The sequence below is a fragment of the Cognatiluteimonas weifangensis genome (genome assembly GCF_003416885.1).
GTDB lineage: Bacteria > Pseudomonadota > Gammaproteobacteria > Xanthomonadales > Xanthomonadaceae > Cognatiluteimonas > Cognatiluteimonas weifangensis.
Genome location: NZ_QVPD01000005.1, coordinates 1 through 12,082 on the forward strand (window position 1 = coordinate 1; position 12,082 = coordinate 12,082).

Genomic DNA, 12,082 nt, shown 5'->3' on the forward strand with positions numbered 1-12,082 from the left:
CATGGAGGGTCCACGACCCGACTTAAAGACAGGAGGTCGTCAGGAGGGCGCAGCACCCCCAGCCCGCCGGGCGGCGACTCCCTCCGAAGCCGATCTCCCCCCAGATCAGGCCGTGCCGTTCCCCCGAGACTAGGCCGTGCTCTCCGAAATTGATCCTCGCAGGCGGAAGAAGGGTCAAAATCTTTCGCGATACAAGCAGCTTGTCTGGAAACACTGCATGGCACTGGAAATCGAACGCAAATTCCTGGTCACCGACGACACCTGGCGCCCTGCCGCGCACGCGGTGACGCCGATGGCACAGGGCTACCTCAACGACCTGGCCGCGATGGACAGCGGCGCGATGCGCGCCTCGGTGCGCGTGCGCATCGCCGGCGATGACGCTTTCCTCAACCTCAAGTCGCGCGAATTGGGGCACACCCGGCAGGAATTCGACTATCCGATCCCGACCGCCGATGCGCGCGCGCTGCTGGCGCTGTGCGTCGGCGGCCGCATCGACAAACGCCGGCATGAAGTCATGCATGCCGGCCACCTGTGGGAAGTCGACGAGTTTCTCGGCGACAACGCCGGCCTGGTCGTGGCCGAGATCGAGCTGCAGGCCGCCGACGAGGTCTTCGCCCGTCCCGCCTGGCTCGGCGCCGAGGTCACCGACATCGCGCGCTACTACAACCTCGCACTCGCCACACGCCCTTACGCGCAATGGTCGCCGGCTGAAAGGACCCGGTAGCCGCCGAAAAGGTCTCGTAGCGTCGGCCGCGCTTGCTCCGGTGCGCTGTCCCCGATGCCTGCCTCGCCCCGGATCCGGGATTGCGATGGGCGCCGCCGCAAGGGCCGCTGCCGGTGGTCGCCGCGCGCCCAGGCGAGTGCTTGAGCCGGCGTCGCGGCGACCCCATAGTCCGGTCATGCGCATCGACATCTGGTCCGACGTGGTCTGCCCCTGGTGCTGGATCGGCAAGCACCGCTTGCGCGCCGCGCTGGCGCGCCTGGGCGAGGCCGGCCGCAACGCCGAGATCCACTGGCACGCCTTCCTGCTCGATCCCGACGCCGGCGACACGCCGGTGCCGCTGCGCGAGGCCTATGCGCGCAAGTTCGGTGGCGCCGAGCGCACCGAGCAACTCCTGCGCCGGACCCAGGACACCGGTCGCGCCGAAGGCCTGCCGTTCGACTTCGACCGCGGCCAGGTCCGCGTGAGCACGCTCAAGGCGCACCGGCTGTTGTGGCTGGCCGCGCGCGAAGGCGATGCCGACGCGGTCGGCGAAGCGCTGTTCCGCGCCCACTTCGCCGAAGGCCGCAACCTCGCCGAGGCGTCGACCCTGGTCGCTGCCGGCGCCGCGGGCGGGCTGCCGGAGGCGCGCGTGCATGCGCTGCTGGCGGGCGGCGAGGGCCTGGCCGAAGTCCGCGCGCAGATCGCGCAGGCGCAGCAGCTGGGCATCCGCGCGGTGCCCAGTTTCGTGATCGACGGCCGCGTGCTGGTGCAGGGCGCGCAGCCGCCGGAGGCGTTCCTGCAGGCGTTCGCGCAGGCCGGTGTCGGCGCCGCTGCGGAACCGGCCGCGGCGGCCTGCGGCGTGGACGGCTGCAGCTGAGACGGGAGTCGGCGCACGCCAGGCGTGTCGCGGGATGGCCTGGCAGCGTCTCCGCGCGTTCACGCGGGCGCGACCGGCACGGTCGGCAGGCCGGGGCCGGGGCCGCTTACGCCCGGCCGCGCAACTGCGCGACAATGCCGCCCCGGCGCAGGGCGCCGCGCCTGGAGATTTTCCGCATGCTCGTGATCGGCATCGCCGGCACCGAACTCGCCGCGCAGGAACGCGACTGGCTGCAGCACGACGCCTGCGCCGGAGTGATCCTGTTCGCGCGCAACTTCGCCTCGCGCGCGCAGGTGGCGGAACTCGCGCAGGCGATCCGCGAAGCCGCGCCGCGGCCGCAACTGGTTTGCGTGGACCAGGAAGGCGGCCGCGTGCAGCGCTTTCGCGACGGCTACAGCGCGCTGCCGTCGCTGCAGGGTTTCGGCCGCCTGTACGCGACCGATCCGGCTGCCGCGCTGGAACTGGCGCAGGAGCACGCCTGGCTGATGGCCAGCGAGATCCGCGCCAGCGGCGTGGACCTGAGCTTCGCCCCGGTGGTCGACCTGGGCCGCGGCAACCGCGCCATCGGCGATCGCGCCTTTGCCGAGGATCCACAGGTCGTCGCCGCGTTCACCCGCGCCTACGTGCACGGCATGCACGCCGCCGGCATGGCCGCCACGCTCAAGCACTTCCCCGGCCACGGCTCGGTGCCGGAGGACACGCACGTGGACACCGCGATCGACGCGCGCACGCTCGAGGAAATCCGCGCCCTCGACCTCGTGCCCTTCGTCGCCGGGATCGAGGCCAAGGCCGACGCGGTGATGATGGCGCACGTGGTCTATCCGCGGGTCGCGCCGGAACCGGCCGGCTATTCGCGACGCTGGATCGGGGAGATCCTGCGCGGCGAGCTGGGGTTCCGCGGCGTGGTGTTTTCCGACGACATCGGCATGGCCGCGGCGTTCTCCGCCGGCGGGGTCAAGGCGCGGATCGACGCCCACCTGGACGCCGGCTGCGACGTGGTGCTGGTGTGCCATCCGCAACTGGTGGAAGAATCGCTGGCCGCGATCGCCGGCCGCACCCTCAACACCGCCGCGCTGGTCGGCCTGATCGGCCGCGGCGCGATGGGCTGGGACGGACTGCTGGCGCAGGCCCGTTACGGCGCCGCGCAGGCGCGCCTGTCCGGAGGCCTGGCATGAGCGCGGTGCCGGAGCTGGCCACGGCGCTGGCCAATGCCGACATCGTCCACGACCACACCGCGATCGAGCGCGCGATCGCGCGCATGGCCGCGCGCATCCGCAACGACTACGCCGGCAGCGTGCCGGTGTACCTGACGGTGATGCACGGCGGGCTGCCGTTCGCCGGGCAACTGGCGCTGGCGCTGGGCGCGCGCGGGCTCGACCTGCAGTTCGACTACCTGCACGCCACCCGCTACCGCGGCGCCACCTCTGGCGGCACGCTGGTGTGGAAGCACCGTCCGGAAACGCCGCTGCGCGGCCGCCGCGTGCTGCTGGTCGACGACATCCTCGACGAGGGCCACACCCTGGCCACGGTGCGCGCCTGGTGCCTGCAGCAGGGCGCGCGCGAGGTGCGCATCGCCGCGCTCACGGTCAAGCGCCACGACCGCTGCGTGCCCGGCCTGGTCGCCGACTATGCCGGCCTGGAGGTGCCCGACCGCTACGTGTTCGGTTACGGCATGGACTATCACGAACAGGGCCGCAACCTGCCCGCGATCTATGCCTTGCGGGACTGACCTCGCGGTCGCCGCCGCGGGCGCACCCGGCAGGCGGCGGGGAATGACGAATCTGCGCGGCTGCAAGCCGCAGGCCCGCAACGCGACCGCACAGGAGTCGACATGAGTCAACCGCATCCGGCGATCGACCTGGCCGTCATCGGCGGCACCGGCGTCTACGCCCTGGCCGAGCTCGCCGATGTCCGCACCGAGCTGCCCGGTACCCCTTATGGCGCGCCGTCCGGACCGCTGCGGATCGGTGCCCTCGGCGGTCGCCGCGTCGCTTTCCTCGCCCGCCACGGCGAGCGCCACAGCGTGCCGCCGCACCGCATCAACTACCGCGCCAACCTCGCCGCGCTGCAGCAGGCCGGCGCCACGCGCGTGCTCGCGCTCAACACCGTCGGCGGCATCGCGCCCGCTTACGCCCCACGCGTGCTCGGCTGTCCCGACCAGCTGATCGACTACACCTGGGGTCGCATCTCCACGCTGTGCGAGGGCGATGCCGAAGATGGCCGCGGGGGCGCGGTGCTGCACGTGGATTTCGGCGAACCATACACGCCGTCGCTGCGCGCGCAGCTGCTGGCCGCGGCGGCACACGCCGGCGTCGCCGTGGTCGACGGCGGCTGCTACGGCGCCACCCAGGGGCCGCGCCTGGAGACGCGCGCGGAAATCGCGCGCCTGCGCCGCGACGGCTGCGACCTGGTCGGCATGACCGGCATGCCCGAAGCCGGCCTGGCGCGCGAGCTCGGCCTGGACTACGCCTGCCTGGCGATCGTCGCCAACTGGGCCGCCGGCGCCGGGCCAGATCCGGACGCGACCATCACCTTCGACGAGGTGCTCGGCAATGTCGCCGCGGCCAGCGCCGGCGTGTCGCGGATCATCGCCGCGCTGCTGGCGGGGTGATTGCCAGCGCCCCGGCAGCTTTTGCATACTCGGCCCGTGCGCCCGGCCGCCCCACGCGCCAGCGCACGCACACCGCATCCAGACGAGGTCACCAGCGCTATGCAGTACGGCACCGTGAAGTGGTTCAACGACGCCAAGGGTTTCGGTTTCATCGCGCCCGAGGACGGCAGCGCCGACGTGTTCGTGCACTATTCGGCAATCAACTCCAAGGGCTTCCGCAGCCTGCAGGAAGGCCAGCGCGTCAGCTACGAGGTCACCCAGGGTCCCAAGGGCGCCCAGGCCGCCGGCGTGCAGCCGGTCGCCTGAGCCGGCGCGATCCCCGCTTCCAGGCCCCGCTACGGCGGGGCTTTTTTGTGGCTCTTCTTCCGAGTGGGGATCGCTGCGGAGAAACCAGTGACCCGGTCTTCGCGGAACATGCCGTCAATGCATGCTTCCGTGCGGAAGCCTCTGCAGGGGAAGCCGGCGCGCCCGGCCTGTGCAGGACCGTCGTGAATAGGTCCCTCAAGTGTGGAAACCTTTGCGGGGGAAGCCGGTGGCCCGACCTGTGCGGGACACGCCGTGAGACTTCCCTTCAAGTACGGAAGCTTCCGTGGAGGAAGCCGGCGGCCCCACCTGCGCGCGGGACACGCCGTGAGACTTCCCTTCAAGTGCGGAAGCTTCCGTGGGGGAAGCCGGTGGCCCGACCTGTGCGGGACACGCCGTGAATACGTCCTTGTAGGCTCCTCGGCGGCATCCATGCCGCCGACGGTCCCGCACAGGTCGGGCCACCGGCTTCTGGCAGGTGAGTTGGCGCCCGCAGAAAAAAGCCCGAAGCGATGGACTGCAAGCTCGCGCAGTCGCCCATGGCTGCCGGGTGGCGATTGCGTTCGCAACCGATTCCCGGATCCGGGCCAGAATCTTTGCGGTCGGCGGGTGCACAATCGGCAGCGGGCCACAGCGGAGGATGCCGATGGCAGCCGCTACCGAGATTCCCGTCGCCGCCGGCACCGCCGCCATGGGCGATGGCGCCGACAACCAGCCGCCGGAGTTCGCTCCGCGCGACCTGTGGCGCGACGACCTGGCCCTGCGCGAGGCGCTGGCGCGCGAGGGCGCCGCTGCTTTCGCCCCGCGCATCGCCGCCTACGGCGCGCTCGCCGGCGACACGCTGTTGCGGTTCGCCGACGACGCCCACCGCGACCGCCCGCGGCTGCGCCAGTACGACCGCCGCGGCCGCCGCATCGACACGGTCGACTTCCATCCTGCCTATCACGCGGTGATGCAGGCGGCGATCGAGCACGGCGTCGCCGGCCTCTCCTGGCATGAGCCGCAACCCGGTGCCCATGTCGCCCGCGCCGCACTCGCCTATCTGCACTACCAGGCCGAACCGGGCAGCAGCTGCCCGCTGACCATGACCCATGCCGCGGTGCCGGTGCTGCGCCGCGAGCCGGCCTTGCGCGCCTGGGCCGACAAGGCCGCCGCCCCGCACTACGACCCGCGCGCGCTGCCGATCGCCGCCAAGGCCGGCGTCACCCTGGGCATGGGCATGACCGAGAAACAGGGCGGCAGCGACGTGCGCGCCAACACCACCGTCGCCACGCCGCTGCCCGGGCAGGATGATGTCGCGACCTACGCGCTGCACGGGCACAAGTGGTTCCTGTCGGCGCCGATGTCCGACGGCTTCCTGGTGCTGGCGCAGGCGCCGGGCGGGTTGAGTTGCTTCCTGCTGCCGCGGCTGCTGGCCGACGGCACGCGCAACGGCCTGCGCCTGCTGCGGCTCAAGGACAAGCTCGGCGACTGGTCCAACGCCTCGTCCGAAGTCGAGTTCGATGGCGCCCGCGCCTGGCGCGTCGGCGCCGAGGGTCGCGGCATCGCCACCATCCTGGAGATGGTGATGCTAACCCGACTGGACTGCATGCTCGGTTCCGCGGGACTGATGCGCATGGCGCTGGCGCAGGCGCTGCACCACTGCCGCCACCGCCGCGCCTTCGGCAAGCGCCTGGTCGAGCAGCCGCTGATGCGCAACGTGCTCGCCGACCTGGCGCTGGAGGCCGAGGCCGCGCTGGCGCTGTCGCTGCGGGTGGCGCGCGCGGTCGACGTCGCGCAGCGTGGCGACAGCGAGGACAGCCGGCGCGAGGCCGCCTTCGCCCGCATCGCCACCGCGATCGGCAAGTACTGGATCTGCAAGCGCGCGCCGGCGTTCGTCGGCGAGGCGCTGGAATGCCTGGGCGGCAACGGCTACGTCGAGGAATCGCTCCTGGCACGACTGTACCGGCAGGCGCCGCTCAACTCGGTCTGGGAAGGCAGCGGCAACATCCAGTGCCTGGACGTGCTGCGCGCGCTGGCGCGCGAACCGGAGACCGGCGCCGCGCTGCTGGCCGAACTCGAGGCGGCCGGCGGCCTGCATCCGCTGCTCGACGACGCGACCGCGGCGTTGCGCGCGGCGCTGGCCGGATCCGCCTGCGCCGAGGGCGCGGCGCGGCGGCTGGTCGGGCAGCTGGCGCTGGCGCTGGCGGCGGCCACGCTGCTGCGCGCGGGCAGCCCGCTGGCCGACGCCTATTGCCGCAGCCGGCTTGCCGGCGGCGCCGGGCCGCTGTTCGGCGTCTTGCCGGACGAGGTTGCGTGCGACGCCATCCTCGCCCGCGCCTTGCCGGTGGCATAGCCGCTCCCGGCGCAGCCCGGCGCGCAGCCGGGGCGATGCCGGCTCAGGCCGCCGCGGCGGCGACCGACGCCGCCAGCAGCAGCTGCGCAGCGTAGTAGAGCGGCAGCCCCCAGGCGCGGTTGGCGAAGCCGGGCGCAACGAAACGGTCGCGCGCGACCGCCAGGTCGGACGCGGCGAAGGCCACCGCGCCAACCGCGGGTAACCACGTCCCCGCGGCCGCACTGGCGGCGATCGCGAGCGCGCCCATGGCGACGATGGCCAGCACGTAGGCGCTCACCGCGATCCGGTAGAACGGCGTCGACAGATGCCGCCACAGCCACGCCAGCACGCCGCCACCGAAGCCGCCCATCGCCGCCAGCGCCGCCGCCAGCAGCACCGGATCCGACGGCCGTTGCGCGAACGCCAGCGCGAAGGCGACGTGCGCCAGCAGGAAGCTGGCGAGGCCGGCCAGGAACCGGCGGCTTTGCCGCGACAGCAGCAACGCGTCGCCGATCCAGCTCAGTGCCAGCGCCACCAGGACCCAGCGGCCGTACGCCGAGGTCGTGGCGCCGGACTGCAGCGCGACGACCACGAACGCGCTGCTGGCCAGGAGCTTGAAGCTCGCCCGACCGAGCAACGACTGGCGCCACTCGGCCGCGAGCAGCGCCGCGCACGCCAGCAGGCACACGATCGCTGCGATTGCCGTGGCGGTGGCCATGCGTTCTCCCGTGCACCGTTGCCGGAACGCGCCGCGCGGCCGGTGCGCTCAGTCCAGGAACTGCAGTTTTGCCAGTTCCGCGTACAGCCCGCCCTGCGCCATCAGCGCGTCGTGCGTGCCCTCGGCGACGATCCGGCCGCGGTCCATCACCACGATGCGGTCAGCCTTGAGCACGGTCGCCAGGCGGTGCGCGATCACCAGCGTGGTGCGGCCGGCCATCAGGTTTTCCAGCGCGTGCTGCACCGCGCGTTCGCTCTGCGCGTCGAGCGCGCTGGTGGCCTCGTCCAGCAGCAGCACCGGCGCGTCCTTGAGCAGCGCGCGGGCGATCACCACGCGCTGCTGCTGGCCGCCGGACAGGCGCGCGCCGCGCTCGCCGAGCTCGCTGGCGAAGCCCTCGGGCAGCGCGTCGAGGAAGTCGTCGGCCTCGGCGGCGGCGGCGGCGGCGCGGACCTCGGCGTCGGTCGCCTCGAGGCGGCCGTAGCGGATGTTGTCGGCGGCGCTGGCGGCGAAGATCGTCGGCGCTTGCGGCACCAGCGCGATCGCGTCGCGCAGTGCCGCCGGGTCGAGCGCGCGCACGTCGATGCCGTCGAGCGCGATGCTGCCGCGGTCGGGGTCGTGGAAGCGCAGCAGCAGCGCGAACACGGTGCTCTTGCCGGCGCCGGACGGGCCGACCAGGGCGACGGTCTCGCCGGGCTGCACGCGCAGGTCGAAGCCGTCCAGCGCCGGCTGGTCGGGCCGCATCGGGTAGTGGAACGTGACCTGGTCGAAGGCGATCGCGCCGCGCACCGGCCGCGGCAGCGCCTGCGGCTGCGCCGGCGCGGCGATGGCGGACGTGTGCTGCAGCAGCTCCGAGATCCGGCCCATGCCGCCGGCGGCGCGCTGCAGCTCGTTCCACACCTCCGCCAGCGAGCCGACCGAACCGCCGCCGATCAGCGCGTACAGCACGAACTGGCCGAGCGTGCCGGCGCTCATCTCGCCGCTGACCACGTCATGCGCGCCGGACCACAGCACCAGCGTGATCGCGCCGAAGATCAGCACGATCGCGACCGCGGTGACCACGGCCTGGGCGCGGATGCGGCGCCGCGCGGTCTCCACCGCGAGCGCCAGCGCGCTGCCGAAGCGGCCGCGTTCGTAGGGTTCGCGCGCGTGCGCCTGCACCGTGCGCACCGCGCCGAGGGTTTCGGTGGCGAGCATGTTGGCGTCGGCGACACGGTCCTGGCTGGCGCGCGACATCGTCCGCAGCCGTCGCGCGCCGAGCACGATCGGCAGCACCGCCAGCGGGATCCCGAACAGCGCGTAGGCGGCCAGGTGCGGGCTGGTGACGAACAGCATCGCGATCGAACCGATCACGGTCACCGTGCTGCGCAACGCCACCGACATGCTGGAGCCGACCACGCTGCGCAGCAGTTCGGCGTCGGCGGTCAGGCGCGAGACCAGCTCGCCGCTGCGGTTGCGGTCGTAGAAACCGGCGTCCAGGCCGAGCAGGTGCGCGTAGAGCTTGTCGCGCATGTCGGCGACCACGCGCTCGCCCAGCAGGGTGACGAAGTAGAAGCGCGCCGCGGTCGCCAGCGCCAGCGCCAGCGCCACCAGGAACAGGAACACGAAGGCGCGGTCGATGTTGGCGCCGCTGGAGAAGCCCTGGTCGATCATGTGCCGGAACGCGACCGGCAGGCTCAGGGTGGCGGTCGAGGAGCAGGCCAGCGCCAGCAGCCAGGCGACGAACAGGCCGCGATGCGCGCGGACGAAGGGCCACAGCGCACGCAGCGTGCCGACCGGGGCCTTGGCGGGGATGGAATCGGTCATGCCGCCATGATGAAGCCTCGGCGTGCGCGGCGCGACCGCGCAGGTCAAGTGCAAGCGCGATGGCCGCTGTCGCGGAATCCCGCCGGGCACGCTGCGCGGCGGCGACAGCGCGCGGTGACGGGTGGTGCGGGGCCGGAGTCCACGGTCCCGGACGAGAACGTCCATCACGCCAACATCTGGGCGCATCCCCACGATCGGCCGTTTCGGCTGGTTGAGGGGCTGTCCGCGCGCTGCCGCACAGGCAGTGCCGCTGCCCGGCCAGCGCGTGCCTGTCGGTGGTGGCGGCGGCGATGGCAGCGACCGGCGCCGGCCGCGCCGTTCCCGGTAATTGCCGGGGTGGCCGGCCGTGCGGGTACGACCAGGCTTGGCTTACGGCGCGGGGGAGGGATCGACAGCGATGCGCACGCGGTCGCGGGTGGCGTCGCGCAGTTGCTGCCGCAGCGCCTGGACGCGGTCGGCAGGCAGCGATACCCGCAGGTGCAGGCCGTCGGCGGCGAAGGTTTCTTCGAGCTTGTCGGCGTCGCAGCCGGCGAGCGCGGCGTGGACCGCGCCGAGGTCGTCGAACCCGGCCTGCAGCCGCAACGTGCAGCGCGCCACCAGCGGCAGCCGCGGCGCGTTGCGCAGGCATTGCGCCGCGGCGCCGCCGTAGGCGCGCGCCAGGCCGCCGGCGCCGAGCTTGATGCCGCCGAACCAGCGCGTCACCACCACCATCACCCGGTCGCAGTCCTGGCCGTCGATCGCGGCCAGGATCGGGCGCCCGGCGGTGCCGGCCGGTTCGCCGTCGTCGCTGGAGCGGTAGGCGCTGCCGATGCGCCAGGCCCAGCAGTTGTGGGTGGCGGCGGGATCGCGCGTCTGCGCCAGGAAGGCGAGCGCGGCCTCGGCGCTGGCCACCGGCGCGGCGTGGGCGAGGAAACGGCTGTGCTTGACCTCCAGCGCGTATGCCGCGGGTGCGGCCAGGGTGTCGCTCACGGCAGCAACGCGCGCAGGTCGTCGGGCAGCCGATAGTCCGGGTAACGGTGGCGGAACTCGCGCAGGCTGGCGCGGGCTTCATCGCTGCGGCCGGCGGCGGCCAGTTCGCGGATGCGCGCCAGCCAGGCGTCGCGCACCTGCGGTGTGGCGACGGTGGCCGGCGGCACGTCGTTCACCGGTTCGTCGTTGCCGGCGGCCTCGGCGGCCTCGGCGGCCTCGGCGGTTTCGGCGGCGCTGTCGGCAGCGGGGGGAGCCGGAGCCGCGGCGGGCACGGCGAACGCCTGCTGCGCGGTCGGAGCCGTCGGGGCGGCGGGCGCAGACGCGCGTTGCGAGGCGATTGCGGCCGCATCGGCGGTGGCCTGGCGCGTGCCCTTGGCCGGAGGCGCAACTGCGGCGGCCTTGCTCGCGCCGCCCGCCTGGGGCGCGGCAGCGGCGGCCGGGGCCGTGACGGCGCGGTCGGCCGGCGGGGCCGCGGCGGGTTCGGTCGCCGGGGGCGGCGGCGGCGCGGGCTGTGGCATGGGGGCCGGGGCCGGGAACGCGACCGGCGGTTCCTGCGGTGCGGTCGGCGCTGGTGCGGGTGTCGGGAGAGCCATGCGGCGCGGCGCGGCGCGGCGGGTCGCCGGCGGCGCCGTGTCGACGGCGGCCGTGGTTGCGGTCGCCGGGACCGCTGCCGGCGGGGTCGCTGTCGACGGGGCCGCTACCGACGGGGCCGCCGCCGCGGCGCGGTCGGGCAGCGTGGGGACGGCGGCCGGCGCACTGCGCAGCGCGGACTCGGCTTCGGAACGGTAGGCGGGGGCGACGTCGGGCAGGGGCCGCAGACGCCAGGCCACGCCCAGGACCAGCGCCAGCGACGCGGCGATGCCCAGGCCCAGCGGCCAGCCGCGCCACGGTGGCCGGTGCGGCGCGCGGTGGGCTGCGGCATGCGCGGCGGCGAGAATGCGGGTGTCCAGCGCCGGCGACGGCTCGCCGTGCGGGCCCAGCTGCGCCAGGCGTTGCGCCAGCGCGCGTTCTTCGGGACTCAGCGGGGTCGGCTCGTGCGGGCTCATGTCTGGGTCATTCCGGCAGGCGGGCGCGCAGCTTGTCCATGGCGTAGCGCAGCCGCGACTTGACCGTCTCGCGGCCGACGCCGGTGATCGCGCCGATCTGCTCCAGGGTCAGTTCCTGTTCCAGCCGCAGCAGCAGCACCTCGCGCTGTTCCGCGGGCAGGGCGTCCAGCGCCAGTTGCAGCTGCCGGCGCTGCTCGAATTGCGAGAGTGTGCGCTCGGGGGTGTCGTGGTCGGGTATGCGCGCGGCACGCGCCTCGGCGTCGGCCGGCGCCGGCGGGCGATGCTGCAGCGCGCGCCAATGGTCGGTCAGGCGGTTGTGGGCAATGCGGTACAGCCAGGTGCCGAACGGCGCCGCAGGCGCCCAGCCGGCGCGGGCGGCGATGACCCGCTGCCAGACATCCTGGAACAGCTCGTCGGCCAGCGCGGGGTCGTGCAGCTGCCGCAGCAGGAAGCGGTACAGGCGGCCGCGGTGGCGCGCGTACAGCTGCTCGAACGCGGCCGCGGCGCCGCCGGCATAGGCCAGCATCAGCGCCTCGTCGCTGGCGTCGGCGGGGTGGTCGGCGGGGCTGTCGTCCATCGCCGGCAGGGTAAGCGTTGTCCCGCGCAGCGGGAATCCCCGGCCGCCGGCGCGCGCCGCGACCGCGCCGATCCGCTCCGGGTGTGGCCCTGCGGTCGTCACCGTGGCATTGCCTCCCGCGGGCCGCAACCGGCCCGTTCGTCCAGGAACGTCCGCCCGCG

General features: G+C 73.7%; 12 protein-coding genes. 7 read left to right on the plus strand and 5 right to left on the minus strand.

The features are described 5' to 3' along the window. Positions 1-217 precede the first annotated feature (217 nt). The 7 genes from D0Y53_RS06085 to D0Y53_RS06120 all read left to right on the plus strand — a co-directional run bounded on the left by D0Y53_RS06085 (position 218) and on the right by D0Y53_RS06120 (position 6,829). A complete protein-coding gene (locus tag D0Y53_RS06085; protein ID WP_117202336.1) occupies positions 218-724 on the plus strand; it encodes a CYTH domain-containing protein in 507 nt (168 codons plus the stop codon). A gap of 175 nt (positions 725-899) precedes the next feature. Further along, a complete protein-coding gene (locus D0Y53_RS06090; protein WP_117202337.1) occupies positions 900-1,580 on the plus strand; it encodes a DsbA family oxidoreductase in 681 nt (226 codons plus the stop codon). A 176-nt stretch (positions 1,581-1,756) separates the two neighbouring features. Continuing rightward, the gene (nagZ, locus tag D0Y53_RS06095) at positions 1,757-2,755 is read left to right on the plus strand and encodes a beta-N-acetylhexosaminidase (protein ID WP_117202338.1); all 999 of its coding nucleotides are present in this window, start codon (positions 1,757-1,759) and stop codon (positions 2,753-2,755) included. After that, positions 2,752-3,309 (plus strand): hypoxanthine-guanine phosphoribosyltransferase, encoded by a 558-nt coding sequence (locus D0Y53_RS06100; RefSeq protein ID WP_117202339.1) that lies wholly within the window; start codon positions 2,752-2,754, stop codon positions 3,307-3,309. The genes nagZ and D0Y53_RS06100 overlap by 4 nt, the downstream gene beginning before the upstream one ends. A 102-nt stretch (positions 3,310-3,411) precedes the next feature. Beyond that, complete coding sequence (locus tag D0Y53_RS06105) at positions 3,412-4,191, plus strand: S-methyl-5'-thioinosine phosphorylase (RefSeq protein ID WP_117202340.1); 780 nt, start codon at positions 3,412-3,414, stop codon at positions 4,189-4,191. A gap of 99 nt (positions 4,192-4,290) precedes the next feature. After that, positions 4,291-4,497: a cold-shock protein gene (locus D0Y53_RS06110; protein ID WP_117202341.1), complete on the plus strand. Its 207-nt coding sequence runs from the start codon at positions 4,291-4,293 to the stop codon at positions 4,495-4,497. 688 nt (positions 4,498-5,185) lie between these two features. After that, entirely contained in the window at positions 5,186-6,829 is a 1,644-nt protein-coding gene (locus D0Y53_RS06120; protein WP_117202523.1) for an acyl-CoA dehydrogenase family protein, read from the plus strand. Between the two features lie 43 nt (positions 6,830-6,872). On the opposite strand, the gene D0Y53_RS06125 is transcribed toward D0Y53_RS06120, so the two are convergent. The 5 genes from D0Y53_RS06125 to D0Y53_RS06145 all read right to left on the minus strand — a co-directional run bounded on the left by D0Y53_RS06125 (position 6,873) and on the right by D0Y53_RS06145 (position 11,921). After that, positions 6,873-7,526: a lysoplasmalogenase family protein gene (locus D0Y53_RS06125; protein WP_117202343.1), complete on the minus strand. Its 654-nt coding sequence runs from the start codon at positions 7,524-7,526 to the stop codon at positions 6,873-6,875. 48 nt (positions 7,527-7,574) lie between these two features. Then, complete coding sequence (locus tag D0Y53_RS06130) at positions 7,575-9,329, minus strand: ABC transporter transmembrane domain-containing protein (RefSeq protein WP_117202344.1); 1,755 nt, start codon at positions 9,327-9,329, stop codon at positions 7,575-7,577. A gap of 369 nt (positions 9,330-9,698) precedes the next feature. Continuing rightward, positions 9,699-10,298: an IMPACT family protein gene (locus D0Y53_RS06135; RefSeq protein ID WP_117202345.1), complete on the minus strand. Its 600-nt coding sequence runs from the start codon at positions 10,296-10,298 to the stop codon at positions 9,699-9,701. Next, complete coding sequence (locus D0Y53_RS06140; RefSeq protein ID WP_117202346.1) at positions 10,295-11,344, minus strand: hypothetical protein; 1,050 nt, start codon at positions 11,342-11,344, stop codon at positions 10,295-10,297. Before D0Y53_RS06140 ends, D0Y53_RS06135 begins: the two co-directional genes overlap by 4 nt. Before the next feature lie 7 nt (positions 11,345-11,351). Then, positions 11,352-11,921 carry an RNA polymerase sigma factor gene (locus D0Y53_RS06145; RefSeq protein WP_117202347.1) on the minus strand — a complete coding sequence of 190 codons (570 nt, stop codon included), beginning with the start codon at positions 11,919-11,921 and terminating at the stop codon, positions 11,352-11,354. Positions 11,922-12,082: the final 161 nt, after the last annotated feature.

What these genes read in the sequence shown, in the direction of transcription:
- D0Y53_RS06085 (WP_117202336.1), top strand. Translation starts at nt 218, where the DNA reads ATGGCACTGGAAATCGAACGCAAATTCCTGGTCACCGACGACACCTGG.
- D0Y53_RS06090 (WP_117202337.1), top strand. Translation starts at nt 900, where the DNA reads ATGCGCATCGACATCTGGTCCGACGTGGTCTGCCCCTGGTGCTGGATC.
- nagZ (WP_117202338.1), top strand. Translation starts at nt 1,757, where the DNA reads ATGCTCGTGATCGGCATCGCCGGCACCGAACTCGCCGCGCAGGAACGC.
- D0Y53_RS06100 (WP_117202339.1), top strand. Translation starts at nt 2,752, where the DNA reads ATGAGCGCGGTGCCGGAGCTGGCCACGGCGCTGGCCAATGCCGACATC.
- D0Y53_RS06105 (WP_117202340.1), top strand. Translation starts at nt 3,412, where the DNA reads ATGAGTCAACCGCATCCGGCGATCGACCTGGCCGTCATCGGCGGCACC.
- D0Y53_RS06110 (WP_117202341.1), top strand. Translation starts at nt 4,291, where the DNA reads ATGCAGTACGGCACCGTGAAGTGGTTCAACGACGCCAAGGGTTTCGGT.
- D0Y53_RS06120 (WP_117202523.1), top strand. Translation starts at nt 5,186, where the DNA reads ATGGGCGATGGCGCCGACAACCAGCCGCCGGAGTTCGCTCCGCGCGAC.
- D0Y53_RS06125 (WP_117202343.1), bottom strand. Translation starts at nt 7,526, where the DNA reads ATGGCCACCGCCACGGCAATCGCAGCGATCGTGTGCCTGCTGGCGTGC.
- D0Y53_RS06130 (WP_117202344.1), bottom strand. Translation starts at nt 9,329, where the DNA reads ATGACCGATTCCATCCCCGCCAAGGCCCCGGTCGGCACGCTGCGTGCG.
- D0Y53_RS06140 (WP_117202346.1), bottom strand. Translation starts at nt 11,344, where the DNA reads ATGAGCCCGCACGAGCCGACCCCGCTGAGTCCCGAAGAACGCGCGCTG.
- D0Y53_RS06145 (WP_117202347.1), bottom strand. Translation starts at nt 11,921, where the DNA reads ATGGACGACAGCCCCGCCGACCACCCCGCCGACGCCAGCGACGAGGCG.